General features: G+C 68.7%; 23 protein-coding genes. 7 read left to right on the top strand and 16 right to left on the bottom strand.

The genetic code is table 11. The annotated features are described in order from the left end of the window. Window positions 1-50: 50 nt before the first annotated feature. On the bottom strand, window positions 51-3,524 hold the full coding sequence (locus BLR41_RS02165; protein ID WP_245693733.1) for an ATP-dependent helicase: 3,474 nt from the start codon (window positions 3,522-3,524) through the stop codon (window positions 51-53). Further along, complete coding sequence (locus tag BLR41_RS02160) at window positions 3,521-6,745, bottom strand: ATP-dependent helicase (RefSeq protein ID WP_092625816.1); 3,225 nt, start codon at window positions 6,743-6,745, stop codon at window positions 3,521-3,523. Before BLR41_RS02160 ends, BLR41_RS02165 begins: the two co-directional genes overlap by 4 nt. A 91-nt stretch (window positions 6,746-6,836) precedes the next feature. Here BLR41_RS02160 and BLR41_RS02155 point away from each other — a divergent pair, with 91 nt between their 5' ends. Then, window positions 6,837-7,136 (top strand): MGMT family protein, encoded by a 300-nt coding sequence (locus tag BLR41_RS02155; protein WP_092625814.1) that lies wholly within the window; start codon window positions 6,837-6,839, stop codon window positions 7,134-7,136. 82 nt (window positions 7,137-7,218) lie between these two features. Here the strand turns inward: BLR41_RS02155 and BLR41_RS02150 are convergent, their stop codons facing one another. The 4 genes from BLR41_RS02150 to BLR41_RS02130 all read right to left on the bottom strand — a co-directional run bounded on the left by BLR41_RS02150 (window position 7,219) and on the right by BLR41_RS02130 (window position 11,855). Continuing rightward, a complete protein-coding gene (locus BLR41_RS02150) occupies window positions 7,219-8,067 on the bottom strand; it encodes a uroporphyrinogen-III synthase (protein WP_245693731.1) in 849 nt (282 codons plus the stop codon). 23 nt (window positions 8,068-8,090) lie between these two features. After that, window positions 8,091-8,897, bottom strand: coding sequence for a TIGR02569 family protein (locus BLR41_RS02145; protein WP_092625810.1), 807 nt, complete (start codon window positions 8,895-8,897; stop codon window positions 8,091-8,093). Window positions 8,898-9,370: 473 nt separating this feature from the next. Continuing rightward, window positions 9,371-10,573, bottom strand: a complete 1,203-nt coding sequence (gene moeZ / locus BLR41_RS02135) for an adenylyltransferase/sulfurtransferase MoeZ (RefSeq protein WP_092625806.1) — start codon at window positions 10,571-10,573, stop codon at window positions 9,371-9,373. Window positions 10,574-10,874: 301 nt separating this feature from the next. Further along, window positions 10,875-11,855, bottom strand: a complete 981-nt coding sequence (locus BLR41_RS02130) for a DUF3152 domain-containing protein (RefSeq protein ID WP_092625804.1) — start codon at window positions 11,853-11,855, stop codon at window positions 10,875-10,877. Window positions 11,856-12,306: 451 nt separating this feature from the next. On the opposite strand from BLR41_RS02130, the gene BLR41_RS02125 reads away from it, so the two are divergent. Beyond that, window positions 12,307-12,942 (top strand): TetR/AcrR family transcriptional regulator, encoded by a 636-nt coding sequence (locus BLR41_RS02125; RefSeq protein WP_092625802.1) that lies wholly within the window; start codon window positions 12,307-12,309, stop codon window positions 12,940-12,942. A 102-nt stretch (window positions 12,943-13,044) separates the two neighbouring features. Here BLR41_RS02125 and BLR41_RS02120 read toward each other — a convergent pair whose 3' ends face one another. From BLR41_RS02120 to BLR41_RS02110, 3 genes are all read right to left on the bottom strand, one after another. Further along, the gene (locus BLR41_RS02120) at window positions 13,045-13,404 is read right to left on the bottom strand and encodes a hypothetical protein (protein ID WP_092626077.1); all 360 of its coding nucleotides are present in this window, start codon (window positions 13,402-13,404) and stop codon (window positions 13,045-13,047) included. 214 nt (window positions 13,405-13,618) lie between these two features. Beyond that, window positions 13,619-14,530, bottom strand: a complete 912-nt coding sequence (locus BLR41_RS02115; RefSeq protein ID WP_092625800.1) for an alpha/beta fold hydrolase — start codon at window positions 14,528-14,530, stop codon at window positions 13,619-13,621. Beyond that, window positions 14,527-15,426, bottom strand: a complete 900-nt coding sequence (locus BLR41_RS02110; RefSeq protein WP_092625798.1) for an AurF N-oxygenase family protein — start codon at window positions 15,424-15,426, stop codon at window positions 14,527-14,529. The genes BLR41_RS02115 and BLR41_RS02110 overlap by 4 nt, the downstream gene beginning before the upstream one ends. A 76-nt stretch (window positions 15,427-15,502) precedes the next feature. Here BLR41_RS02110 and BLR41_RS02105 point away from each other — a divergent pair, with 76 nt between their 5' ends. Both BLR41_RS02105 and BLR41_RS02100 read left to right on the top strand, forming a co-directional pair. Beyond that, window positions 15,503-16,234 (top strand): TetR/AcrR family transcriptional regulator, encoded by a 732-nt coding sequence (locus BLR41_RS02105; protein WP_092625796.1) that lies wholly within the window; start codon window positions 15,503-15,505, stop codon window positions 16,232-16,234. Between the two features lie 223 nt (window positions 16,235-16,457). Beyond that, window positions 16,458-16,811 carry a DUF4873 domain-containing protein gene (locus BLR41_RS02100; protein WP_092625794.1) on the top strand — a complete coding sequence of 118 codons (354 nt, stop codon included), beginning with the start codon at window positions 16,458-16,460 and terminating at the stop codon, window positions 16,809-16,811. A 147-nt stretch (window positions 16,812-16,958) separates the two neighbouring features. On the opposite strand, the gene BLR41_RS02095 is transcribed toward BLR41_RS02100, so the two are convergent. Together BLR41_RS02095 and BLR41_RS02090 are read right to left on the bottom strand one after the other, a co-directional pair. Next, window positions 16,959-17,183 carry a DUF3107 domain-containing protein gene (locus BLR41_RS02095; RefSeq protein ID WP_092625792.1) on the bottom strand — a complete coding sequence of 75 codons (225 nt, stop codon included), beginning with the start codon at window positions 17,181-17,183 and terminating at the stop codon, window positions 16,959-16,961. Window positions 17,184-17,413: 230 nt separating this feature from the next. Then, window positions 17,414-18,133 carry a ferritin-like fold-containing protein gene (locus BLR41_RS02090; protein ID WP_092625790.1) on the bottom strand — a complete coding sequence of 240 codons (720 nt, stop codon included), beginning with the start codon at window positions 18,131-18,133 and terminating at the stop codon, window positions 17,414-17,416. 709 nt (window positions 18,134-18,842) lie between these two features. Between BLR41_RS02090 and BLR41_RS02085 the strand changes: the two genes are divergently transcribed. Then, window positions 18,843-20,507, top strand: coding sequence for a DEAD/DEAH box helicase (locus BLR41_RS02085; protein ID WP_092625788.1), 1,665 nt, complete (start codon window positions 18,843-18,845; stop codon window positions 20,505-20,507). 205 nt (window positions 20,508-20,712) lie between these two features. After that, window positions 20,713-21,921, top strand: a complete 1,209-nt coding sequence (locus BLR41_RS02080; protein WP_092625786.1) for an Rv3212 family protein — start codon at window positions 20,713-20,715, stop codon at window positions 21,919-21,921. 449 nt (window positions 21,922-22,370) lie between these two features. Here BLR41_RS02080 and BLR41_RS02075 read toward each other — a convergent pair whose 3' ends face one another. The 5 genes from BLR41_RS02075 to BLR41_RS22670 all read right to left on the bottom strand — a co-directional run bounded on the left by BLR41_RS02075 (window position 22,371) and on the right by BLR41_RS22670 (window position 25,803). Continuing rightward, window positions 22,371-22,829, bottom strand: coding sequence for a hypothetical protein (locus tag BLR41_RS02075; RefSeq protein WP_245693730.1), 459 nt, complete (start codon window positions 22,827-22,829; stop codon window positions 22,371-22,373). Window positions 22,830-22,832: 3 nt separating this feature from the next. Next, window positions 22,833-23,699: a RecB family exonuclease gene (locus tag BLR41_RS02070; RefSeq protein ID WP_245693728.1), complete on the bottom strand. Its 867-nt coding sequence runs from the start codon at window positions 23,697-23,699 to the stop codon at window positions 22,833-22,835. A gap of 106 nt (window positions 23,700-23,805) precedes the next feature. Further along, window positions 23,806-24,684, bottom strand: a complete 879-nt coding sequence (locus BLR41_RS02065) for a PHP domain-containing protein (protein ID WP_092625784.1) — start codon at window positions 24,682-24,684, stop codon at window positions 23,806-23,808. Between the two features lie 226 nt (window positions 24,685-24,910). After that, complete coding sequence (locus BLR41_RS02060; RefSeq protein WP_092625782.1) at window positions 24,911-25,483, bottom strand: PH domain-containing protein; 573 nt, start codon at window positions 25,481-25,483, stop codon at window positions 24,911-24,913. Window positions 25,484-25,641: 158 nt separating this feature from the next. After that, window positions 25,642-25,803 (bottom strand): hypothetical protein, encoded by a 162-nt coding sequence (locus tag BLR41_RS22670; RefSeq protein WP_175530102.1) that lies wholly within the window; start codon window positions 25,801-25,803, stop codon window positions 25,642-25,644. A gap of 145 nt (window positions 25,804-25,948) precedes the next feature. Between BLR41_RS22670 and BLR41_RS02055 the strand changes: the two genes are divergently transcribed. Then, a complete protein-coding gene (locus BLR41_RS02055; RefSeq protein WP_176797767.1) occupies window positions 25,949-26,377 on the top strand; it encodes an NUDIX hydrolase in 429 nt (142 codons plus the stop codon). The last annotated feature ends 62 nt before the right edge of the window (window positions 26,378-26,439 follow it).

Genomic DNA, 26,439 nt, shown 5'->3' with positions numbered 1-26,439 from the left:
TTTCCCCCGGACCGCCGTGCCCTCTTTCGCGCCACCGGGGCGAGCCCCGCTCAACTCTCGGACGGCACCGTCAGGATCAGCTTCCGAAGTCCTTCCGCGTCGTGCAGGTCGGCGGGATGCAACGTGCGGTCGTGCCGTACGTAGTGCATGGCCGCGCGGACCCGCTCCAGTGGAGCACCGGTCATCTCCGACCAGGCCAGTCGGTAGGCCGCCAGCTGCACCGACGCGGCGGGCATCCGGTGCTCGTCCGGCACCGCACCGGTTTTCCAGTCGACCACGGTCCAGCCGCCGTCCTCGTCGGCGAACACGGCGTCCATCCGACCGCGCACGACCACCCCGGCGATGCGCGTCTCGAACGGAACCTCGATCCGGTGAGGAGTACGCTCGGCCCACTCGCTGTCGAGGAAAGCCGCGCACAGCCGTTCCAGATCCTCCTCCCGCGGCGCCGAGTCGTTCTCCGCACCTGGGAGTTCGTCCACCTCGAGCAGCGCGTCCGAGGTGAAACGCCGTTCCAGCCACGTGTGGAAGGCTGTGCCGCGCCGCGTCACCGGATTGGGACGGGTGGGCAACGGACGACGCAGTTTCCGCGCGAACGCCTCCGGAGAGTCGGCGAGCTCCACCAACTGACTGACCGAGAGCTGTTCCGGCAGCCGCACCTGTTCACCCCGACCCGTGCGGTCGCGCTCCGCGAGCAGCACGTCGACGTCGCGCCGCCACCGCGCCGTTTCCTCGTCATCGACCCGCTGCCCATCCACCGACGACTCGTCCACTGGCGGCTCCTCCACCGACGAGTCATCCACCGAAACCTCGCCGTCCGGTTCGGCTTCGGTGAGTCCGCCGGCCTCCCGGGCCGCTGCACCGGAGACCACGCTTCCGGCAGCGGTTTCCGCCATCGCGCGACGAACCAGGTCCGCTCCTTCGGCGACCTCGCCTCGCCGGGTCCCCAGCGGGTCGACCGGCCATCGCACACTGCGCTCGGTCTCGGCGAGCGGGTTCTCCGCCGCCTCGTCCGGCTCGGGCTCCCAGTGCTCCAGCTCGCTGTGCTCCAGCTCGCGGTCCGCCAGCTCCACCGGGGAACCGGCCAACTGCCGTGCCGCCTCGGTCAGGAAGGTGGACGGCCCCTTGGGTTTGCGTCCGCTCTCGGCCCACCAGTGCCCGGACAGCAACAGCGTCCGCTCCGAACGGGTCAGCGCCACGTAGAACAACCGGCGCTCCTCGGTCAGCCGCCGCTGCTCGAACTCCTCGTCGTGCCCGCGCAGCTCCTGCTGCAGTTCCCTGCGGGTCATACCGCCGAGCCGCTGGGTGTCCAGCGTGGGCAGGTCGGCCCCGTCACCACGCAGTTCGGGCGGAAGTTCGGGGACCGAACGCAACCAGCAGGAGGACTTGCGTTTGCCGGGAAACACATCGGCCACGAGGTGCGGCAGGGCCACCAACTGCCACTCCAGCCCCTTGGCCGCGTGGACGGTCAACAACTGGACCCGACCTTCCGCCACCTCGACCTCGCCCGGTTCCAAACCGTCCTCGGCGTGCTCGGCCGTGATGAGATAGTCCAGCAACGCCGGAAGCGTCGCCGTGGGGCTCGCGGTGGCGAACTCGGTCACCACCCGCGAGAAGGCGTCCAGATGTGCCCTGCCGACCCCGTCGGTTCGGGACATGCTCTCGATGTCGAGCAGCAGGGTGCGTTCCACGTCGGCCACCAGCTCCGGCAGGGGCTGCTCCAGCCGCTGCCGCAGCGAGGCGAGCTCGCTGCCGAGTCTGGCGATACGGCGATACCCCTCGGAGGAGTAGCGCGTGTGCTCACCCGGATCGTCGAGCGCGTCCACCAGGCCGGCCTGTTCGGACTGCTCGCCGGGAAGGGCGGCGGCGAGCGCTTCGTCGACGCCACCGTCCTCCTCCCCCGGAGTGACGCGCTCCCCCAGCTCGCTCGCCCGCGTCGACAGCGCGGCCAGATCCGCCGCACCTATGCGCCACCGGGACCCGGTCAGCAACCGCACGGCCGCGGTTCCGGCCAACGGGTCCACAAGCGCCCGCAGCGCACTGACCAGATCCCGCACCTCCGGCTCGTCCAGCAGACCGCCGAGCCCGACCACCTCGACCGGTAGTCCTTCGGCGCGCAACGCGTCGGCCATGTCCGCCATGTCGGCTCGACGCCGCACCAGGACGGCGGCTGTCGGTGGTTCGCCGTCCCGCGCCACGGCCTCGTGCCACCGCCCCGCCAGGCGCTCCGCCACCCAGCGACGCTCCGCGCGGACGTCGCCGAGCAGCGCGGCACGGACATCGGCGGGCGGTGCGTCGTCCCTGGCACGAAGTCGTTCGACGTCCAACCCCGACTCGCGCAGCGGTTCCGCCGCGACGTTGGCCAGCCGCAGTATTCCGGCCGGATTGCGGAAGCTCGTCAGCAGGCCGTAACGCGCGGCGGGAGTCGGCTGGGACGGTGTGGCACCCGAGCTCTCGGAGTCCGCTCGATCCCTCTCCTGCTGCGCCTCCGGCCCCCCGTCGTGGTCCCTCTCGGGGAAATCGGTGGTGAATCTGGGCAGGTTGGCCGCGCTGGCGCCGCGCCAACCGTAGATGGCCTGCGCGGGGTCTCCCACCGCGGTGACCGGCAACGACGGCGTGCTCGCGGAGTCACCGAACAGCGAACGCAGCATCACACGTTGCGAGTGCCCGGTGTCCTGGTACTCGTCCAGCAGCACGGCCGCGAACCGCTCGCGCTCGCCGAGCGCCACTTCCGGGTGGCGCCGCGCCAACAGGGCCGCCAACGACATCTGATCGGAGAAATCCATGGCGCCGTCGGCGCGTTTTCGTTTGGTGTAAGCCTCGACCAGCGGCAACAACGCGGCGCGCAGCTGCTGGGCGGAGCGGATCCGTTGCAGTTCCTGCGGCGGATCGGCCCGCTGCCCCTTCTCGCGGGGCGCGTTGTCCAGTATTGCGGTGAGCAGCTCCGCGTGGTCGCGTACCTGCTCCGGTTCGACCAGATGCTCGGCCAGTTCCCCCGCCAACGAGAGCACGTTCGCGGTCACGGTGGACGGCACCCGGTCGGTGTCGAGGTCTTCGGTCCAGTTCGACACGACGCTGTGCGCCAGCTGCCAGGAGGCCGTGCCGGGAAGCAGCCTGGCACCCGGTTCCACGGGAACACGCAGCCCGTGCTCGGAGACGATTCTGCCCGCGTAGGAGTGGTAGGTGAGCACCGTGGGCTCCTCGGCCAACACCACCGAACGCAGCGTGCCCGAGGGATCGACCTCCTCGAGCAGCCCGGATCCCGCCAACCGCCGCAGTCTGGCCCGCACCCGGTCGGAGAGCTGACGTGCCGCCTTGCGGGTGAACGTCAGCCCCAGCACCCGTTCGGGGGTCACGATCCGATTGGCCACGAGCCAGAGCACCCGGGCCGCCATCGTCTCGGTCTTGCCCGCCCCCGCTCCGGCCACGACGAGCGCGGGCCCGGCGGGCGCTCCGACCACTGCCGCCTGTTCCTCGGTGGGGGCGGGCATCCCGAGCGCCTGGGCGATGCGCTGCGGCGTGATCACTGTCCGACCTGCCTTCCCTCGGAACGAACCGGACAGCTGGTGCGCACCGGGCACCGGGCACAGTCGGAGTTCTCCACCGCGAGGAAACCGGGACCGGTGCTGGCAGCCGCGGCGTCGTGGACCACGTCCAGCCAGACCCGGATGCCCTCCGCACCGAGCCCGCTCTGAGCGCGCTCGGTGGCCGCACCGTCGCGGGAGTCGGGTTTGGCCACGTACAACAACCGCGCCCCGCCCGGTTGGTTCTCCCCGTCCGAGCCGAAGGCGCCCAGCGCCGCCGCCAGCTGGTACACCGCCAGCTGGGTGTGCTGTTCGGCGTTGTCCTTGCTGACCGGGGTCTTGGAGGTCTTGACGTCGACGACGACGGGTCTGCCCTGCTCGTCGGACTCGAGTCGGTCGACCCTGCCGCGCAGGCGCAGCCACGGGCCGTCCTCCCGCGCCGGGACCTTCAGGTCCAGATCGTGTTCCACCCCGAGCTGGGTGAGTTCAGCGCGGGACTGCCGCAGCCAGTTCAGGAAGGAATCCAACATGGACCTGACCCGTTCGCGTTCGCGGCGGGAGTACCAGGGGGCGCCCGCGTCGACCGAGTCCCACGCCCGGTCCAGCGCCTGTTCCAGATGCTCGCGGTCCGCCCCTTCGGCGGCTGCCTGCACCAGGGCGTGCACCACGGTGCCCGCCACCGAGGCCAGCTCGGCGGCGTCCCTGCCGCCGTGGCGCTCGATCATCCAGCGTAGCGGGCAGGTGGCGAGTACGTCGACCGTGGAGGGGGTCACCCGAACCGGTTCGGCGCCGTCCACGAGCGGGGTCGTGCTGGAGGGCTCGGGCAGGCCGTACCAGGTGTCGGGATCGGCGCCGGGCACACCGGCCCGCGCGAGCCTGGCGAGCTGGCCGGCGGCCCGCTCACGTCGCTCCGGTTCCGTTCCGCCGTCGGTGACGACCCTGCGCAGTTCCCCCACCAGCTCGGGAAGGCTCAGTCCCCGCTCCGGTGTGGACACGGGACGCTCGGCCGCTTCCGGCTCGTCGGCCAGGCCGTCCAGCTCGTCCAGGAACCGGGAGGGCTGCTCGTCCTCGCCGCGCACCGCGCTGACCAGCAGACTCCCGCGGGCGCGGCTGGCGGCTACGAGCAGCAGCCTTCGTTCCTCGGCCAGCAGCGGGGCCGATGCGGAGAGCACCTCGTCGGAGTCCAGTCCGGACAGCACGTCGACGAGCCGCTCCGTCCCCAGCAGCGAGCCACGCAGCCGCAGGTCCGGCCAGATACCCTCCTGGACGTCGGGCACGGCGACCACTTCCCACTCCCTGCCGACCGATGCGTGCGCGGTCAGCACCGCCACACCGTCCCCGGACGGTGCACGCGGCGCCAGCGAGTCACCGGATATGCGCTGTCCGGCCAAGTGATCCGCGAAGGCTGCGGCATCAGCGCCGGGCAGCCTGTCGACGTAGCGGGCGGCCTCCTCGAACAGCGCGACCACGGCGTCGAGATCGCGATCGGCCCGCGCGCCGTGCACCCCGCCGCGCTCGGAACGGGACAACAGCGTCCGTTCCACTCCGCTCTCGCGCCACACCTCCCAGAGCGTTTCCTCGACGCTGCGTCGCTCCCGGCAGGAGCGGGTCGCCGATGCCAGCAGCGCCGCCACTCGTCGGGCGGGCTCGGCTGCGACGTCCTGCAGCGCGGTGAGCACGTCCCGCTGCCACAGCGCCTCGACCAGCAGCTCCCCGCTGGGACGGTCGTTGCCAGCCGCCTGGTCCAGCCTGCGCAGCCCCCGGCGCAGCCGACGCAGCGCCAGCGAATCGGCCCCGCCCAGTATCGACCCCAGCAGGTACTCCGCGGTCTCCGTGTCCAGATCGGAGGGACGCGCGGCACACCGCAGCAGGGTGAGCAGCGGCCGCACGGTGGGCCGTTGGGCGAGCGGCAGTTCCTCGTCGTCGAGCACCAGCGGAACCCCCGCGGCCAGCAGTGCTCTGCGCAGCACCGGCAGCGACAGGCCGGTGGACTTGACGATGACGGCCATGTCCGACCACGCGACTCCCCGCAGCAGGTGGGCACGGCGGAGCTGGTCCGCCACCCAGGCCGCCTGCTGCGCCTGGGACGCCAGCAGGCGTACCCGCACCGAACCGCCGGAGTCGGGCTCGGCACCGTCCGGTTCCTCGTCCTCGGTGGTTTCGGGGGGCTCCGGCCCGGTCATCCCCCGTTGTTCGCCCGCACCCGGCAATCTCGCCGAGAGCCTCCGAACGGCGGTGCGAACACGTCGCGACATGCGGTGCCCGGCGGTGAGCACGCTGGTCCGGTCGCCGTCGGGGTCGGCTTCGGACAGACAGCGCGGATCGGCGCCGCGGAAGGAGAACACCGCCTGGTCCGGGTCGCCGAACAGCAGGAACTCCGCGGCGGTGTCACCGACACGGCGACAGAGCCGATACTGCTGGGGGTCCAAGTGCTGCGCGTCGTCGACCAGCAGGTGCCGCACCCTGGCCCGTTCGGTACGCAGCAGTTCGGGATCGTTATCGAGCGCGAGCAGCGCGGTGGAGACCAGTTCCGCGGCGTCCAGCGGAGCGGCGGTCTCACCGGAAGCACCGGCGAGTTGTCGCACACGTTCGTACTGCGCCCCGAAAACACCAGCGGCCACCCACTCGGGCCGTTCGTGGTACCTGCCGAGCCGAACCAGCCGATCCGGACCGACACCGCGTTCGGCGGCACGCAGCAGCAGATCCCTGAGCTCACCGACGAACCCCTCGGTTCCCAGCGCGGCGCGTAACGAATCCGGCCAGTAGTCGACCCGGTCCTCGATGTCCCCGGCGAGGAGTTCCCGAATCCACAGGTCCTGCTCGGGACCGTTGAGCAGTTTCGGCTGCGGCTTACCGTCGCGGGCCGCCAACAGTCGCAGCACACCGAACGCATAGGAGTGCACGGTGCGTACCAACTGACCCCCACCGGTGCTGATCTCGGCTCCGGCTGCCGGCAACCTGCTGTTGATCGCGCTGCGCAGCAACGCCGCGTTGGTGCGGTTCGATGCCAGCACGAGGGTGTTGTCGGCGTCGGCCCGGCCGCTCAACAACCGATCGACGACCACTTCGGACAGTAGGGTCGTCTTCCCCGTTCCGGGGCCGCCGAGAACGCGCAGGAAACCGCCCTCGTGCCGCAACGCACGACGTCCCGCCTCGGACCAGTCACACCGCTCGACCGCCGGGGCGGCCGAGCGTACGAGAGTCGGTGCGGAGAATGTCGCCACTCTTCGATGTAACCATGTGGGAGCTACCGCCCCGCGAACCTGGTCACGAGCGTGTCGCGGGCATCACCGGTTCCCGTGCGAGACTGGCCGGGTGGACGAGCGAACGTGGGAGCGGGTGCGGGAGGTGGTCGCCGGGATCCCGGCCGGGAGGGTGCTCGGCTACGGCGACGTGGCCCGCCACGCCGGGATACGTTCGGCGCGGCTGGTGGGACGAATCCTGGCCGAGGACGGTGCCGACCTTCCCTGGCACCGCGTACTGCGCTCGAACGGCACGGTGGCCGAACAGTTGCGGCACCGGCAGCTCGCGGAGCTGCGGACCGAGGGGGTCCTCGCCGACAACGACAGGGTCGACATGCGCCGCTATCGCTGGGAGCCCGACCCGGAACAGTAGGCCGGTCGCGATCGACCCGTCACGCCATGACCGAAGGTCCCGTCACGACCGAAGGACCTGGCTGGCACCCCCGGGGAAACGGTCAGGAACCGGCGGACAGCCGTTCGGTCAGCAGCTTCACCAACGAACTCGTCCTGGAACGTTCCGGCATCACGTGGGGCAAACCTGCCTTCTCCACCGGGACGGCCGTGACCGGGCCGACGCATCCGAGCAGCACACCGTCGAGCACGGCGGTTCGCAGCTGTTCGGAACGGCCGTCACGCTCGGCTCTGCCCAACAGGTTGGCGGCGGCCGGAGCACTGGTGAACGTCAGGGCGTGCACTTCACCGGCGACGGTGCGATCGATCAGGTCGTCGAGCTTGTGCGGTTCTAGCGGGTCCGTCCAGCGGTAGACCATCACCGGAATCACCTCGGCGCCCGCTTCGGTGAGACGTTGCCGGAACGAAAGCATGGGGTCGCCGTGCACCTGCACCACCACACGGCTGCCGCTCAGCTCGTGGTCCAGCAGATACCGCAGCACTTCGGTGGACTCCTCCGAGGGCGCACTCCACTCGGTCCGCAGTCCGGCACCGTGAATGGCTCCGGTCGCCTTCGATCCCCGTGCCAGCAGCCTGGCGGTGGCCAACCGACGACGGAGCGCCTCGCCGTTGCCCGCCTCGTCGGCGGCCTCCATCCAGCCCCGGAATCCCATGCCAGTGGAGGCGACCACGAAATCCACGTCACCCGCCAGCACTTCGTGGGTGGCAGCGGCCAGTTCGCCGTCCTGCGGCAGCGGCACGGTGTGCATCGCCGGGGCGTGCACCACTCGCGCACCCCGCCTGGTCAGCAACGACGCCAGTTCGTCAGCCTTGCGTTCCGCGGTTATGCCCACGGTAAAGCCGCGCAACGGCTCCGGTGCGGTCGAGTCCACACCCGTATTCTCCCACTTCACTGCCGGTGGCCTCCCGTGCTCTCCTAGAGCACTTCCAGCACGGTCTGCGAGGCGGTTTCCAGACCTCCGAGTGAATTCGTGGTCGCCCGCGGATGCAGCGCGTGCAGCGCCAGCCGGAACAGCAACGCCCGCAGCAGCATCTGCGGCCACTCGGACAGATGGGACCAGCGCTCCACTATGGCGGGATCGGACCCTCCCCAGGCCATCGCGTCGATCACCACCACGGCGGCGGCCCACTCCGGGGGGCGCCAGTAGGGCACGAAGTCGATCAACCCCGGCGGCGCGTTGCCGGAGAACAACACGTTCCCGAAGAGGTCGCCGTGCACTACCTGCGGCCGCAGCGAAACGCTCCGGCGGGAGGCGGCCAGCACGTCGAACAGACGTCCGCCCTTCTCCGGCGCCAACGAGACGTAGGTCTCGCCCCAGGCCATCCGGTCGGCGATGGCGTAGATGTCCTGCCTGGATTCCACCAGTCTGGGTCTGTCGAGCACGCTGCTCGCGGTGTGCAGCCGCAGCGACATGGCGATGACCTCGTCGTGGCGCGGCTCCGGGCGTCCCGCCATGTCGCGGCGCGCCGACCAACCGGAAACCACCCACCTGCCGTCGGTGGACCGCAGCGGCCGCGCGACCCGCGTCTCCTCCGGATCGAGCGTGTCCAGTGCCTGCGCCACCCAGGCCGCTTCGGCGGTGTCCGTGGCGGGCTTGATCAGCACGTCCCCGTCGGCGCCGCAACGCCAGGCGAGACCACCCTCGAGCAGTTCGACGTCCTCCCCCGGCGCGCCGAAGGCGGCACGCACGTGCGTGGGAGGTGGCTCGGCCGTAGCACTCACGCGCCAAACGCTACCCGTACTCGAGTTCGCACGGTCGCAGACGCTCCGATCAACCGGACGATTCGACACGCTCGAGCCGAGTCACCGGGAGTGCCACGGCCTCCCGCGGATCCACGGTCCCGATGTGGCAACCCGGCCGCTCCCTCTTCCCGGGACGGCCCAGCGCGGCGTCGATTTCTCGCGAAATCGACGCCGCGGCACCCTCGTCGTGAAGCGACCGTGAGCGAGGCAGCGGGATCGTCCCCGGTGCGTGAGTCGGATGCATCGCGAGGCCGGGCCGCGCCGCGCTGCTGGGACAGCGCCGAACTCCCACCACGCACGCAGCCCAAGCACCCGCGGGTTCTCCCGTGCGGCTCTCGCGAGGACGACCCCGACGTCGTGTAGTACCTACCCGATGTCGGGGCACCCGCAGCGAGAGCCGTGCGAGAGGTTCCGCCACGGAAGCACCTCGCAAGGCGCGGAGAAGACTCCGATCAGTACGTCGGGAGGCTCTGGTCGACCTGATTGGCCCACCCGAGCACCCCGCCGCCGACATGCACGGCGTCGGAGAAGCCCGCCTTGTGCAGCGCCGACAGTGCCTCGGCAGAACGTGCACCGGACTTGCAGTGCAACACGATCTGGCGATCCTGCGGCAGCTCGGCCAGTGCCTCGCCCGAGGTGATCCGGTCCTTCGGGATCAGCTTGGACCCGTCGATGTGCACGATGTCGTACTCGTGCGGCTCCCGGACGTCGATCAACTCGAACTTCTGCTCGGAGTCGAACTTGTCCTTGAGCTCCTGGGGCGTGATCGTGCTGTCCGCGGCGGCCTGCTGCGCGTCGTCGGAAACCACTCCGCAGAAGGTCTCGTAGTCGATCAGCTCGGTGACCTTGTCCGCGTTCGGGTCCTTACGGATCTTGACCGTGCGGTAGCTCATCTCCAGCGCGTCATAGATCATCAACCTGCCGAGCAGGGTCTCACCGATACCGGTGATGAGCTTGATGGCCTCGTTGACCATGATCGAGCCGATGGAGGCGCACAGCACGCCCAGCACACCGCCCTCGGCGCAGGAGGGCACCATTCCGGGCGGCGGGGGCTCGGGGTAGAGGTCGCGGTAGTTCGGGCCGTGGGCCTCCCAGAACACGCTGGCCTGACCCTCGAAGCGGAAGATCGAGCCCCAGACGTAGGGCTTGCCCTGCAGCACCGCCGCGTCGTTGACCAGATAACGCGTCGCGAAGTTGTCGGTGCCGTCCAGGATCAGGTCGTAGTCGTCGAAGATCTCGAGCGCGTTGTCGGAGGTCAGGTTGGTCTGGTGCAGGTTGACCCGCACGAACGGGTTGACCTCGGCGATGGAGTCACGCGCCGACTCGGCCTTGGAACGTCCGAGGTCGGACTGGCCATGGATGATCTGGCGATGCAGGTTCGACTCGTCGACCTCGTCGAACTCCACGATGCCGAGTGTCCCCACCCCGGCGGCGGCGAGATACAGCAGGGCGGGGCTGCCGAGACCGCCCGCTCCGATAACCAGCACCTTGGCGTTCTTGAGCCGCTTCTGACCCACCATCCCGACGTCCGGGATGATCAGATGACGGCTGTAGCGCGCCACCTCGTCCTTCGTCAGTTCCGCGGCGGGCTCCACCAACGGCGGGAGCGTGGTCCCGCCGCCGTCAGCGCCCTGTGGGGATGTGTTGCCGGTCATCTCCCAGCTCCTCCTCCGTTGCCTGGATGTACGGCGATGTACGGCCGTGGCCGTTCGGCGGTTGGCTCGTCCCGGATGCTCCCGGCCGGTGCCAACCGCACCCTCGCTCCGTGTAACGCAAGCCTGGCCGATGGTCTTCCCACCCCCAAACCGTTCCCAGGAAATGGGACATGACAAGGGGCGCTCGGCAAAGCCGGAACCGAAGCCCGGCACCGGCGTCGGGATTCACACGCCGCGGCGAATCACGGAGCCATCCACGGGGCCATCCACGGGCGAACTCTCGCCCGGGCCCAACGCGGACTCAGTTCGGTTTGTTCCCCAGCGGGAAGGGCCACGCGTTCGGCTTGCACTCGAACCCGTTCGCGGGAATTTCGGTGCCCTGCGACACCCGTTCGTTGAGCCGGTGCAGCACGTCGTTGGAGACGCTGAAGGTCTGCTGCATCATCACCGGGGCCAGTTCGCCCTGCGCACCGCAGGGCACGTGATCGTTGCCGAAGAAGTGGCCGACCTCGTGGGTGACGACGTAACGCCGGTAAGTGCCGATGTCGCCGTCGAAGGCGATCGCACCGCGCACCCAGCGTGCGGCGCTGATATAGGCCCGGCCCTCGATGTGGCAGGAGGAGTCGTAGGGCAGTCCGTCCCCGTAGCCGCACACCTCGCGCGCGGTGTTCCGGCTGACCAGAGTCACCCGGAAATCGGGTTCGGGCCCGTCCGGGCCGACCCGCTGCACCGAGATGTTGCCGCCCCGAGGGTTGGTCCAGCCACGCGGATCGGCCAGGGTCTGCTGCACCAGTCGCCCGAAGGAGTCGTTGCCCTCGGTGAGCTGAACCCCTTCCTCGATCTCTACGGTGTAGCGATACAGCTCACCCGAACCGGCCGGCTGGGTGCTGCCCGGCACGGTCCGGAACGTGCCGCTTCCCTGTTTCGGGATCGGCGCTCCCGGTGGCAACTTCGCCGAGTCGATGTCGTCGGGATACTTGCGGCCCTTGTTCCCCTCGGTGGCCACGGCGGCTCTGTCCTCGGAGGAAGAGTTCCCCGTCGACTCCGCGCGCCGGTCCTGGTCCGAATTCTCTCCGGGAACCCGCAGCACCGCGAAAACGGTCAGTACCAGCAACACGGGAATCGCGTAGACACCCCAGCCGTAGCGCGACCATCCGCGACGAGTGCGGCGGTTGCCGCCCCCGCGGCGGGATCCGTCGCCCGCGGTCTCCTCTTCCGGCCGCGGTTTCCAGGACGCCGCCAGGGGATCGCCCCTGTGCCGCCCACCTTTCCCGGATCTCACTGAACTCCTAGTAGAACTTCGTTACCGCGTTCGTCGAGGTGATCACTCGGTGGCCTCTTCGGCCCTCGCCGCGGGCCCGGGCATCGAACAGCCACGTGCACCCGTTCCGGCGTGGCCGGACCACCACCGGCCCCGGCCTCGCACCTACCCCGTTCAGGTTGCCACACTATGCGAGTTGACCTGCGAAGCCGGGACATTCGGCGGGTCTCGGCGTGTTGGGAAACCGTACAGTGCCGAACCGATGACACGACGAGGCGGTGGCCGTACACGGTTGCCGACGGTGATTCTCTGAGCAACAGCGGCGACCGACGGTTCCTCTCGGGAATTCGAGGGGTGGGGGCGCGGAGAAGCCGATCAGGTAACCGCCACAACCGCTCTACCGACAAGTAAAGTTGGGGGGCCCGACACGCACACGACCGCCGGGTCGACATCTTTCGGTGGAGGCTTTCAAATGACCGAGACCGCGCAGCAGAGCACCGATCAGCCCGCTCGGGGGGTGCGGCTTCCGCGCGACGCGCGGCGGGCACAGCTGCTCTCCGCGGCTCAGGAAGTGTTCGTCAACAACGGCTACCACGCCGCGGCGATGGACGACATCGCCGAACGCGCGGGGGTGAGCAAACCGGTGTTGTACCAGCACTTCCCCGGCAAGCTGGAGCTCTACCTCGCGCTGCTGGAGACCCACGGTGCAGAGCTGGTCAACCGGGTCAGGGAAGCCATCGAGTCCAATTCCGAGAACAAGCAGCGGGTGCGCGCCTCCGTAGCGGCCCTCTACGAGTTCGTCGACCGGGACGACCAGGCTTTCAGGCTGGTCTTCGAGTCGGACCTGCGCGGTGAACCGGCGGTGGAACGGGCGGTGGAGAAGGCGTCCTCCGGCTGCATAGACGCGGTGGCCGAGGCGGTCACCGCGGACGCGGGGCTGGACAACGAACGGGCACGGCTGCTGGCGGTGGGCCTGGTGGGCCTCAGCCAGGTGACAGCACGCGACTGGCTGGACTCGAACAGCTCCATCTCCAGGGACGAGGCCGTGCACCTGATGTCCACCCTGGCGTGGAAGGGACTGGCGGGCTTCCCGCTGCAACAGGGCTGACCGAGGTCCGCCACCGGGCTCGCGTGGTGGGGCGCCGGGTGGGCTGAACAGCGCTCGGTGCTTCCCCACACCCACCACGGTCGGCAGCACCGACTTCCGGCATCACCGACTGCGCTTCTTGCCTCCCACGGGCACCAACGGCGTGGACGCGCAACGACAGTCCGCCTCGGGCACGGACACGGCGCTGATGGTGGGGCCCCGCAGCAGGCCGGTGGTGATGGTCTCCCCCGAATGGGCGTATTTGACCCACTGGTCCCACTCGTCCTCGAACGCGACCTCGTCCTCGGACTTACCCATCGCGGCGCGTAGCGTGCTGGCCAACCACTGCGCCACCTCGTCCGGGGTGTGCAGGATCTCCACGGCGTCGAGCCGGGACAACCGCTCGTGGGCGGACATCGCCTGGTTCAACGGTGCGTCCTCGACGTAACCGTGATGATGAGTACCGCTGGTGTGCTGTCCCACGGAAGTCCTTTCAGCCGGTTGGTTCAGTCCGAACGACGGGGCCACTCGCGACTCGAACCGAGCGACGAGTCGCCCCATCGACGGGTACCGCCGTTGGCCACCGTACCGAATGTCGGACCGGAATCGCCCGATCACGACCACGGCGGGGCGGGGCCCCGCCGCGCGGTCCTGAGCTCGAGAGCACGGGGAAACCGTGGGAACCGTCCGGTGTGGATCAGACCTGCGCTGCTCGCGTGACGTCGGCGATGCGGTCGGTCACCTCGTCGGCCCGCTCCATCGGGAGCATGTGCCCGGCACCGCCGTAGAGGTAGAACCCCGCTTCGGGGAGTTTCTCCGACATGCGACGCGCGTGCGGTAGCGGACACAGCCTGTCGGACAGACCGGCCAGTATCACGGTCGGCACGGCGGGCAGTCCTGCCAGCGCGGCTCCCCGTTCGTGTTCGGCCAGGGACTGTCGGAAACCGGCGAAGCTGGCCGGATGGCAACCGGCCACCCAGTCCGCGCTCTCGGCGACATCGGCCGCGGCGGGACGGCTGCCGAACAGCAACCAGCGCAGCCCGGGGCGCATCCACCCCGAACGTGGGCTGACCCTGCGCCCGGACGAACGGGCCAGCACGGCTCGCAGCTTCCGCTCCCCCGCGTTGAACACCTTGGCGAGCGGATCCGGCAGCCGTAGCCCGGGGGCCGAGAGCCCACCGCTGGAAGTGGCCACCAGCGCCACACCGCTGACCCGCTCCGCCAGCAACCGCGGATGCCGCTCCGCGAGCGCCATGACGGTCATGCCACCCATGGAGTGACCGGCCAGCACGATCGGTCCCTCCGGAACCCGTTCCGATATCACCTCGGCGAGATCGTCGGCGCACTGCGCGATGGTCGCCGTCCCCGCGGGCGAGGGATCCGAGTCACCGTGCCCACGGTGGTCGAACCGCACGATGCGGACCGGCCCCCCGAGAGCCGAGGGCAACCGGTCGGTCACCCGGTCCCAGGTGTGTCGGGTGAGTGTCCAGCCGTGTATCAGCACAACGGTGACCGGCGCGTCCGGGCTGCCGCTCTCGTCCACCGCGAGCCGCGTGCCGTCGGAAGTGCGCAGCAGCCGTGTCGGCTGTTCGAGCTGTTGTGCCGTCAACGGATCAGTCCAGCCTTTCGCCACAGGGCCATCCCGGGTTTGCCGATCAGGCCGACTTCGTCCAGAAACGCCATGATTTTCTCACCGCTCCAGCGCACGGTCTCCAGCCAGTTCGGGTTGCTCATGGCCGCCGCGTAGGCCTCCCTTGGGCGCAGCCCGACCGACTTGTAGATCCTCGGATTGATCAAAGCCTTGACGATGCAGAACCCCACCAGCGCCGTCATGAACCGGTGGTAGGCGCGCTGGGCGGCGTTGCACTCCCGCATCCCGCGGGTGACCTCCTCGCGAGCGAAGGTGACGTGCCGCGCCTCCTCCATCACGTGGATGCGGTTGACCATCCGCACGAGCGGCTGCACCCGCTCGTCGTACATCTGGTCACGCTGCACCCGGTCCAGGATCTCCTCCGCGACCAGGATGGCGGCATAGGCCGAGGGGCCCTTCAGAATCGCGGGCAACACCCTGCCACCGGCGTGCAGGATCCGGATCGGCCCGTACGCGGGGGCACCGATGCGGTCGCACGCCTTGGCGAACATGGTGGAGTGCCTGCACTCGTCGGCCACCTCGGTCAACGCGTACTGGGCGTGGTTGCTGCGCGGATCCCGGTTGTAGAAGTCCTTGAGCAGCATCTGCATCAGCAGTACTTCGAACCAGAGACCGTTCGAGGCGATGCTGGCGAATTCGTGCTTGGTGAGTTCGACGCGCTGCTGCTCGGTGAGCCGCTCCCAGAACCGAGTGCCGTAGAGCGTGCTGCGGTGGAAGGGGAGGTAGGGCTGATCCTGCGCCAGTGGCGCGTCCCAGTCGATGTCGACCTCGGGGTCGTAGCTGTTCTTGGCCGATGACTTGAGTAATCGGGAAGCCGTTTTTTCTCTGTCGTTGACCTGAAGCGCCTTGGTCATGATCGCTGGTCACCTTTCGGAGGGAAACCCTGCGGACAATTGCGTGTTACGGCAAGTAACAGCTACCTTGGGTAGCGTGAGCCAGATCTCCCGGCCTGTCAAGGCCAAGCAGTCAACGGGCCACGGCGATGCCCGCAGGGAACGCTGGCGCGGACACCGGCAGGCCAGACGCGCCGAGTTCGTCGAGGCCGCCGTTCGCGCCATCGGCAACTGTGGCGCGGAAGTCGGTATGGACGACATCGCCGCCGAGGCGGGGGTGAGCAAACCCGTGCTCTACCGACATTTCAGCGACAAGAGCGATCTGTACCTCGCCGTCGGCGAATGGGGAACGAATCTGCTCATGGAGCGGATCAGCCCGACCCTGCAGCAGGAGGGCAGCGCCCGCGAACGGATCCGTCGAATCATCGGCACCTATCTGGGGGTCATCGAGGAGTACCCGGAGCTGTACCGCTTCGTCGTACGGCGCAACTTCGCCGACCGGCCCGTGCAGACCGATCCCGTCACCACCGAGAAGACGGTGATAGCCAACTCGCTGTCCCGACTGCTGGGCGAGTACATGCGCAGCCTGGAACTGGATTCGGGCGGCGTGGAGGCCTGGAGCCACGGTCTCGTCGGAATGGTGCAGGCCAGCGGTGACTGGTGGCTGGACCGGCACTCGATGAGCCGGGACGACCTCACCGAATACCTGACGAGGATCATCTGGTTCGCCATCGACGGCGTGCTGCGCGCGGGAGGCATCGTCATCGACCCGGACGAACCGCTGGAGACCGTCCCGCAGCTGCGGGTCGTGGAGGACGACGCGGACTGACCGGGATCTTCCGCTCGCAGGAGGAGTACGCAGCGGGCGGAACCCCACTGGCGGAACCCCACTGGCGGAACCCCACGGCGAGAGCTTCCACCGAGCGTCGCCGTGGTCACCGCGAGATCGAGCGGCAACCGCGCGGCGCAGCGCGAGGGCCGCCACCGGAGGAAAACACGGGGCCGGACAGGTCGAGCCACCGGTTCGAGCCGATGGAACGAAGGGCGATCGGATGTCACAACGGGCCGACGAACCACCGCGGGGCGAGGAGCACGGCGACGACGACTACAACGGCTCCGCCGTGGTGTTCACCGCCGAACGACAGGCCGAGGTGGAGGTGGTGCTGCGGGGTAACTTCCAGCCCATCGACGGAAGGTTCCACTGGTACGGTCGCGTGACGGGAGACGGCGAACTGGACGAGCTCGTGGCCGGCCGGAGGGCAGAGGTCGTGCTGCGCACCCCGCACGGCGATGCCGTGGCCACCCTTTCCGATCCGGACCCGTGGAACCGCTACCGCATCACCGGGCTGGGGCGACCTCCGTTCCCGGCCGGCTCGGAGCTGGTCGAGCTCGGCGAGCCGGACTGAACGGCGCCGAAGCCCGATCCCCCTCGGGAAGGAGCGCGACCGGGACGGCACGGCTCGTCCGGGGATCCGGAAAGCATTCGAGCGCGCCGGTGCGCCCCCGGTCGCGGCGCACCGACACGCTCGACGGTCGTACCGATACGGGTCGGATCAACCCACTCCGAAACCGACGCGATGGGTCTCCGAAGCACCAATCTCGACGTAAGTGATCTTGGCGCTGGGCACGATGTAGCGCGTGCCCTTCTCGTCGTCGATCCGCAGGTGCCCCTCGCCGCTGCCCAGCGCCTCGGAAACCAGCTTCTCGACTTCCTCCTGGGACTGACCACTGTTCAGCGTGAGCTCGCGCGAGCCCTCGACGCCGACCTTGACCTCCACGTCACTGCCTCCCTGTCGTAACTGTCCTGTCGTAACTGTCTACCGCGTTGACCACAGACTATCTGCTCGGCCGGGTCCCAGGCGGAACGATCCCCGGCGCGGATCACCTCGGAGGTGCAGCGGCGCGGCACGGGATGCCGACACCGGCCCCGCCCGAGGGTTCAGGACGGAGACGGCCCGGTGGCCCGCCGCCGGAGGGTGCCTCCGCGGCCCCGCACCCCGTTCGACGATCAGCCCAACCCGAGCCGGGACATTCGCTTGTTGTGGTTGTTCTGCAACCTGCGGAACAACGAGCCGATCCCCGCGATATCCCCGGACCCCCTGATGATGAGTTCGGCGAGCGCGTCCCGTTCGGCGACGACCCACTGCGCGTTCGTCACCGCTTCCCCCAGCAGCCTGCGCCCCCAGAGCGTCAGCTTGTCCCGCAGCGACTCGTCCTCGGCGCAGGCGGCCGAGACCTCGCGCTCCGCGAAGGCCGAGTGGCCGGTGTCCGACAACACCGTCAGCACGAGATCGCGGGTCTCCTCGTCGAGCCAGTTGGCGACCTCGCGATAGAAATCGGCCGCCAGCCCGTCACCGACATAGGCCTTCACCAGCGACTCCAACCAGGAGTGCGGTGCGGTCGAGGCGTTGAACGCGTCGAAGGAACTCGCGAACGGACGCATCGCGTCCTCGATGGCGACACCCCGGACCGCGAGCCGTTCCTCCAACAACCGAAAGTGCCCCATCTCGGCGGCGGCCATGCTCGCCAGCGCCGCTCGGCCCGTCAGGGTGGGGGCCTCCCTGGCGTCCTCGGCCAGCCTGTCGAACGCGGAGAGCTCACCGTAAGCCAACGCGCCGAGCAGATCCTTCACCCCTTCGTTGTACTCGGCATGCGGCTCTTCGGACTCCGCCGCACCCTCGGGGTCCGCCACTCCGGAAGCCACAACGCTGTGCTCAGCCTCGCTCATGCCGCGAGCGTACCGCTCCCACCCGAGACGCGGGATTACGGAACGGTTTCCGCCGTGTCGGGAACAACGTCGATCCCGAACCCCTCCTCACCTCGAACGACGGGAGACCTGCCACGTCCATTAACGCATCCGCGCCGGTTATGCAAGAGGTGGCGTTCGCCATCCGGAGCCCGCAGGGTATGGGAAAACAGGTATGCTTCCGGGAAGGGAGGTTTATTGGCGTCAGGCGGAGGCCGTGACGGCGGCAGCCGATCCCGCGAGCGGCCGAGGACGGCGCTCGTCGGTGAACCGCCCCCGGTTGGCAGTACACCGGTGGCAGGACCCGAGGTTATCGGCCCGACCGGCGGTACACTCCGCGTACGGACACCACCACCTCGCTGCAGGACCGAAGTGGGCAGCTACCGCCCGAGGTGCCGGTGGTACACCGGGCACACGACCCGGTCACGGCTCGGCGAACGCGGCCACGTGAGAGCGGGCGAACCTCGCTCGCACTCCGTGACACGCGCGGCGCGTGCGAGTCAACGGGCCGAGGCGGACCAGGCGCCGACACAGTTCGCCACCTCGGCAGGGCAGGAGCCGGGACTCGTGCGGCCGAATACGGCCCTCGCCCCGACCCCCGAGTCCGAGTGTGGTCACAAACCGATATCGCCACCCGTCGGTACGCCGAGGCATCGAATCGACAGCCTGCGGAAACACGGTGTGGGCGAGAATGAGAGAGGCGATTATTCTGACGAACAGCGAAGAGGTGACCGAGCCCGATCACTCCGGTGCGGGGACCGCGGCTACGCAGCAGGGGTCATCCGAACAGCGGGACGCGACGCAACCGGAAGCGGCGGTCAACGCGAACAGCCCGACCTTCGCCGAGTTGGGGGCGAACGAGGAGATCACGCGTGCGCTGCGCGAAGCGGGCATCGAACGCACCTTCATGATCCAGGAGATGACCCTGCCGCTGGCGCTGCGGGGCGCGGACCTGATCGGGCAGGCCCGAACGGGGATGGGCAAGACCCTCGGGTTCGGCGTCCCCCTGCTGCAACGGATGCGGCTGCCCGGCGACGGGACACCGCAAGCACTGGTCGTGGTGCCCACCCGGGAACTGTGCATGCAGGTCACACGTGATCTGGAAGCGGCAGCACGCTACCTCGGGGTGCGCAGTCTCGCGGTCTACGGCGGCAGGCCCTACGAACCGCAGATCGAAGGACTGCGATCGGGCGTGGACGTGGTCATCGGCACTCCCGGCAGGCTGCTGGACCTCGCCGAACAGCAACATCTCGTTCTCGGCAAGGTCGAGACCCTGGTGCTCGACGAGGCCGACGAGATGCTCGACCTGGGCTTTCTGCCCGACATCGAACGGATTCTGGGCATGGTCCCGGAGCAGCGTCAGACGATGCTGTTCTCCGCGACGATGCCCGACGCGATCATCAAACTCGCTCGCGACTTCCTGCACCAACCGACCCAGATCCGGGCCGAGCAGGCCGACGAGAGTGCGGTACACGAACGGACCCACCAGTTCGTCTACCGAGCGCACGCCATGGACAAACCGGAGCTGCTGGCTCGTGCGTTGCAGGCCCGCGACCGCGGGCTGACGATGATCTTCAGTCGCACCAAGCGCTCGGCCCAGAAACTGACTGACGAACTCGTCGAACGAGGCTTCGCCGCGGGCTCGGTACACGGTGATCTCGGGCAGACCGCCAGGGAGAAGGCCCTGCGCGCGTTCCGGAGCGGAAAGATCGACATTCTGGTGGCGACCGACGTCGCCGCGCGCGGCATCGACGTGGCGGGCGTGACCCACGTGATCAACCTGCAGTGTCCCGAGGACGAGAAGACCTACGTGCACCGGATCGGGCGAACCGGCCGTGCCGGACGCACCGGGGTGGCCGTAACGCTGGTGGACTGGGACGAGGAGAGCCGCTGGCAACTGATCAACACCGAACTCGGCTTGAACATGCCCCAGCCCGTGGAGACCTACTCCACCTCGGCCCACCTGTTCGAGGAGCTCGACATTCCCTCCGACGTGAGCGGCAGGCTACCGCTGTCGATGCGCACCCGGACCGGTCTGGGATCCGAGGAGGAGGAAAACGACGGCGGCAAGGGCAACCGGGGCAGGCGCAGGAACCGCGGCTCGGGGCGGCCCGAGAAGCAGGCGAGCCGCACCGAGAACAACGAGGATGCCGGAAGTCGGCCCGCCCGGCGGAAGCGGCGTCGTACGCGGGGAGGCAAGCCGGTCGACGAGACGGTTAACCAGTCCGAGTCCGCCCCCGATTCGGATGGTGGGCAGCAGAACTCGCAGCGGCCTGCGCGCAGGCGCAACCGGACGCGACGTGGTTCCCCGACGAAGAGCCGCACCGAGGAGGTGGCTGGTTCCTCCGGGCACTGAGCCCGCCCCGCACCGCGAACCCGCCGCGGGGAGCCCGGAGTCCCGCCACCGTGCCCCCTGGGCGGCGGGTGACCACTGCTGGCCGTTCTCCGGGCGAACGGCACCGCGAAGTGCGGGTGATCGGGCACCGCGAGCACCGAGCCGACGACGTCCTACTAGTCTCGACAGGACGGAACTGTCGTAGCAGCGAGCAACCGGGAGCGACGTGGTACGGCCCGAACGGCGCACGAAGAGCGACATCGCCGTGACACTGTTGCTCACCCTCGCGGTGCTGAGCGGCGCAGGAACGCTCTGGTGGTTCAGCTCGGCCCGTGCGACCGAGCTGCACACCGCCGACCGGCCGATCGAGTCGGTGCCGAGCCCGCGAACCGTGCCCAGGGATCTGACCCCGATATGGCGGGCGCCGAGCTCGGCGACCCCCCACCCCGTCGTCGCGGGACCGGCAGTGGTGACGGGGGACGAGGGTGCGGTGGTGGGCCGTGATCCCACTACCGGTGAGGTCCGGTGGCGTTACAGCCGGGAACGGGAACTGTGCACGGTTGGGTCCGAATGGGGTAAAGCGATCGCGGTGTACCGCACGGCACACAACTGCAGCGCGGTTACCACACTGCACGCTTCCGACGGGGAACGCGGTCCGCAGCGCAACTCCGACGTGGGCTTCGGAACCCGACTGCTGTCCGACGGAAGCTACGTGACCGCCACCGGAAGGCAACTGCTCGAGACGTGGCGCTCGGACATGGTTCGTACACAGCAGTACGGCATCCCCACCGACATCAAGAACCCGGACAACAACCTGACCCGTCCGAACTGCGATTACTCGGCCACTGCGGTAGGTGACCGCAGGGTTGCGGTCATCGCCGAGTGCGCGGGCTCGGCCAGGGACCGGCTGACCGTGCTCAGGGCCAACCCCGAGGACGGCGAACAACCCGAGGAAGTGATGACGACCCTGCTCGGCGGTGCACGAGCAGGTGTGGTGGCGGTGAACCGGGAACGGGTCGCCGTGGTGCTGCGGGACAGCGCGACGCTGGCGATCTATGACATGTCCGGGAAACGCCGCGCGAGTTACGATGTCCGTCTCGGCGCCACCACGGAACGGGGTTCGGCCGTCCGGGTGGAAGCGACCTCGGGCTCGGCGGGAACCTACTGGTACACCGGTCGGGACACGATAGCGCTCGACGAGAGCACGCTGCGCCCGCGCTGGACCGTTCGCGACACCCTGGGGACTCCCGCGGCGATGGCCGACAGTCGGCTGGTGCCGGTCGAGGGTGGTCTCGCGGTGCACGACTCCGCTACGGGCGAGAAGCTCGACGAGATCCCGATGGGGCGGGAGAACGAGAGGGAACCGGTCCGGGTCGCAGCCGTGGGGAACGTGGTGCTGGAACAGCGCGGGAACACCGTCTTCGCCTACCGATGAACCGGTGTTCTTCGGCGCAGTAGCACCGCCGTCGATTTCCCACGAAATCGCCGTGCACGAGACCGTCGTCGAGACGCGACCGTGAGTGTCGCGGCGCGGGCCCCCGGTGCCGAGCTCCGAGTATTTACGCAGCCTGCGCCGCCGCGGGTTCTCCCGTGCGGCTCTCGCGAGGACGCCGGAGACGTTGGGTAGGTCGCTACCCGATGTCGCCGGACCCGCAGCGAGAGCCGTGCGAGAGGTTCCGCCAAGCGACCGGTTACGTGAACCAAGCCGCAGATCCCACCTCATGCCGCGTAAGCAGCGCGCGTGTCCCCGGTTCGTGAGTCGGATGCATCGCGAGTCCGGGCCGCTCGCCGCGTAGGTCGCTACTCAAGAGTCGGCCCAACGCTCCCAAGGCGCCGACTCACGTGCCGGCTACGCAACCACCCCGGCAAGCCGTACCGCGGGTTCTAAAGCCACCACCAGTAGGTGAGGGTTCCGAGTACTACCAGCATGGCCGCGAGGGAGCACCACAAGGCCACCGATCTCCTCCCCCGGTCGGCTGCGAGCTGCAGCAGCAACGCGGCGACCGAAGCCAGGCCGTGCCCCAACAGCATCTGCCAGCCGGGACCGACCCCTCCCAGGCCGCTTCCCCAGAGCTGCACCCCGACGAGAACGACCGTGAGCACCAGCAGCCCCGCGGTCAGCGCTCCCGTCGAACCGCGGAACGCCCTGCCGACAGCTCCGAGGCGGCGGACCTCGCCGCCGATGTGGAAGGCGTCCGTCGCCTGGTTCGCGTTTTCCCGGTGCTCTTCGGCGTTTTCCCGGTACTGTCGGGCGGCGATTCGCGGGCGTGTGGTCACTTCGTCGGCACCTCGGTCAGCCGATGCCCGCATCGCTCCGTTCTCGTCGGCTCCGGTCGGTCGCACGATTCACTCCCCCAGCAGGGCCCAGGGTTCTGTTTCGGGAACGGCACGCGTTCCCTCCGGACAATGCCGCCGGAACTCGCACCCCGCGCACTGCGCACCGGGGCGTGCCGGAAAGACGCGGTCCGGATCGGCCCCTTCCGCGACCGACGTGGCCGCGTCACGGGACTCACGGGCCAACCTTTCGGCTCGTTGCCGGTGCTCGGCCAGCGAGTCGGCGGTGTGTCGCCACGTCACGATCTCCGAGGTTCGGAGGTGGTGCAACTCGACCAGCAGGCACCGGGTGCGCAGCATGCGCTGGGTGGCCAGGGCATACAGGGCGAGCGGTAACGAATTCCGCGCGGTGTCGACGTCGGGAGGTTTCCTGCCGGCCTTGTAGTCGACGATCGCCAATTCACCGCCGCGCTCGTCGATGCGGTCCACTCTTCCCTGCACGATGATCGTACCGACCGTGGCGCTGACCCACTTCTCGACTCCGACGGGCTCCACCCGGGCGCGGTCCCGCTCGACGTAATCGGTCAGCCAGTCCAGGGCCCGTGCCAGGTACTCCGCCGACTGTTCCGCTCCGGCGAACCCGTCGGACTTCCAGTACCGGCTCACCAGTTCGCGCAGGCGGGCAGCCGTACGTTGTTCGGAGGGCAGTTCGTAGTAGGCGCGCAGCGCGTTGTGCAGCACCGCTCCCAGTGTGGTGTGCGCCATCGCGGGGCCCCGCGCCGGTTGGGGGCGGTCCACGTAGTTGAACCGGTACCGCCGGGGGCAGGACGACCAAGTGGTCAGCTTGGCCGGCGTGACCCGCACCAGTCGTTCCGGAATCCCGTCGAAAGCGAGTTGCCCCTGCACGAGCTCCACACTACGCAGCCGCCCCGCTGCCACGATGTGGGCGGGTTGCGTGCCGCCGCGAACGGCTCATCCGCCCCGTCGGTCCCCGGCGAGCTACCGCCGCCCTTGGACACCGACGATCGGAGCGGAGGAAGCCTCACTAACCGATGATCTTGCTTCCGGTGCAGTCGCCGAGCAGCCGATCCAGCGATTCGGGCGGGGTGTGCTCGCTGCCTATCCGGATACTCTTGTTCGTACCGTGGTAGTCGCTGCCGCCGGTGGGGACCAGACCGAGTTCGGCGACGAGCTCACGCAACCGCTTCCTCGCCGATTCGTCGTGGTCGGGGTGTTCGACCTCCACACCACGCAAGCCGTGGCCCGCGAGTTCGGTGATCACTTCGGCGGTGACCGTCTGCCCCCTGCTGACCGCGAAGGGGTGCGCCAGCACGGTGGTACCGCCCGCATCAGCGATCATGCGGATGGCGCGTTCGACCGGCGTGTCGGTGCGCGGCATGTAGTAGGGCGCGTGGGTTCCGAGGTAGTTGTCGAAGGCCTCGGTGACGGTACCTACCGTGCCCGCCTCGACCAGTGCTCGCGCCAGATGGGGACGTCCCCCCGGGGAGTCCGGCGGCAACCCCGCCATCAGTTTCTCGGGCTCGACCGGGAACCCGTCGTCGGCCATTCGTCGAGCCATCTGCTCGAGGCGTCCGCGACGTTCCGCCCGCAACCGCAGCTGCTCGTCCCGCAACGCGGGCGAGTCGGGGTCGAACAGATATGCCAGCAGATGAACGGTGACGGTGCCGCCCCGCCCGTCGGAGCTTTCGCACGAGAGTTCCGCCCCCGGCACCAGCCGCAGCGCAGGAGGGGAGGACTCGCGCACCGCCCGCTCGGCTTCCGCCCAACCCGCCGAGGTGTCGTGATCGGTCAGGGCCACGACATCCAGCCCCGCCGCCACCGCCGTTCGCACGAGACCGGCGGGCGTGTCGGTGCCGTCGGATTCACTGGAGTGGACGTGCATGTCGATTCGCACGTCCACCAGTGTGACCGATACGGGCTCGGTTCGACACGGGCCGTCCGATCACTTTCCCGAACCGAACGCGCGTGGGGGGGGCATTGCGCACCGGAACGACTCGGCCGACTGCGGGGCACCGGCCGAACGATCGAACAGTCGGTGGGAGAAGCGAGACGTGCCGTCGCCCTCCCGGAAACCGGCCCGGCGGACTCCCAGGGGACAACCACGGATCTCGCGCCACTCGGGGTTCGCGCTACTCGGTCTTGACCTTGGTCCTTCCCCGGCCGACGGCGGCACGCCGGGCCTTGAGCATCGAGAAACGATCCTGCTGCGCCTTCTTCTCGCCGAACACGAGCGAGGAGATCGCGTCGAACACCTCTTCCGGATTGGGCAGGTACTCGATGCGGTTGAGGGCCTGGATCTGTCCGGCGGACTCCACGATCAGCGTGCCGTATCCGAACACCCGACCGGGAACGCTACGGGAATAGGTCAGGTCGGTGACCTTGGTCACGGGCATCATCTGCACCGAGGTCATCAGGATGCCCTCGGTGATCATGAATCGTTTGTCCGTTACCACGATGCGTTCCACGTACCAGTCCAGCACCTGGTAGACGAATCGCAGCAGCACGAAGAGACCCGCGTACCACAGGATGTTCTGCAGCAGCCAGCTCCCTCCGGGGAACAGGTAGGAGATCATCATGAAGCCCGCGAGCAAACCGGCGGCCTCGAAGATGTCCCACACGAGACAGGCCCAGTGCCTGCGCACTCTGATAACCCGTCGCTCGGTCTCCAGCAGGTACTCGTCCGGATCCCGTGGTGCGAACATAGCCACCACCCTCGCGTGGTTCGACTTTCCCGACCGGGACCGATCACGGTGTTCACAGTGCCAGTCACGGCCCCGAGCCGGGCTGTGCGCTCGTACGGCTCTTCACCGGTAGTGCGTGGCCGTTCGGCCGATGCCCCACCCGGAGAAGAACGTCTCACTCAGCGGAACAGATTGCGCATGAACGTGATCACCGCCTCCGCGGACTGACGCAGGCTGTCGAGGATGCCGTCGACGACATCACTGGCCTCGTTCGGCGCGGAGATGAGGAAAAACAGCAGGAACGCGATCCCGGCCCAGGTGAGGATCTTCTTGATGTTCACTGTCACGCACCCCGTCTGATCTGACCTGTATTAGTGCTGGCACCTGCTGATCCGTTGTACCGCACTCATCGCCTGTACGGCAGGTTTTTAGCGCACTTGGGTCAGTGAGTGGGAACCGGCATCGAATTCACTACCCTGTGTGTCCATGACGGACTTCGGGGAGATGGTGATCCGCTGCGTGGGGGCGGTGATACACGACCGGCACGGCCGGTTGTTGTTGATCAAACGAGCCAATGATCCTGGTCAGGGCAAGTGGTCACTTCCGGGCGGCAAGGTCGAGGAGAAGGAGAGCGACGAGGCGGCGCTGCGGCGTGAGATCGCGGAGGAGACGGGGCTTTCCGCGACGATCGGTCGCGCGGTGGGGCGGCTGACGCGATCGGGATCACACTACACCTACGACATAGTCGACTACTCCTGCCGTGTGACGGAGTCGGACATCATCCCAGGTGACGATGCTATTGATGCAATGTGGACGGATCGTGCGACATTCGCCACACTGCACCGCTCCGACGCGCTCACCGAGGGACTGGCGGAGCTGCTGGAGCAGTGGGAATGCCTGCCTCGCCAAACCTGACCCGAACGCCGAGAAACCCCATATCGGGGGACGTGGCGGTCCTGGCGCACACATGTTGTCGA

This window comes from Actinopolyspora mzabensis (assembly GCF_900101095.1).
Classification (GTDB): domain Bacteria; phylum Actinomycetota; class Actinomycetes; order Mycobacteriales; family Pseudonocardiaceae; genus Actinopolyspora; species Actinopolyspora mzabensis.
This window is presented reverse-complemented; position numbering and strand designations above follow the sequence as displayed.

Bases quoted from the DNA above. Each gene is read 5' to 3' on its own strand.
- BLR41_RS02090 (WP_092625790.1), bottom strand. From the start codon at position 18,133: ATGAGCGAGGCTGAGCACAGCGTTGTGGCTTCCGGAGTGGCGGACCCC.
- BLR41_RS02125 (WP_092625802.1), top strand. From the start codon at position 12,307: ATGACCGAGACCGCGCAGCAGAGCACCGATCAGCCCGCTCGGGGGGTG.
- BLR41_RS02085 (WP_092625788.1), top strand. From the start codon at position 18,843: ATGAGAGAGGCGATTATTCTGACGAACAGCGAAGAGGTGACCGAGCCC.
- BLR41_RS02100 (WP_092625794.1), top strand. From the start codon at position 16,458: ATGTCACAACGGGCCGACGAACCACCGCGGGGCGAGGAGCACGGCGAC.
- moeZ (WP_092625806.1), bottom strand. From the start codon at position 10,573: ATGACCGGCAACACATCCCCACAGGGCGCTGACGGCGGCGGGACCACG.
- BLR41_RS02060 (WP_092625782.1), bottom strand. From the start codon at position 25,483: ATGTTCGCACCACGGGATCCGGACGAGTACCTGCTGGAGACCGAGCGA.
- BLR41_RS02055 (WP_176797767.1), top strand. From the start codon at position 25,949: ATGACGGACTTCGGGGAGATGGTGATCCGCTGCGTGGGGGCGGTGATA.
- BLR41_RS02110 (WP_092625798.1), bottom strand. From the start codon at position 15,426: ATGACCAAGGCGCTTCAGGTCAACGACAGAGAAAAAACGGCTTCCCGA.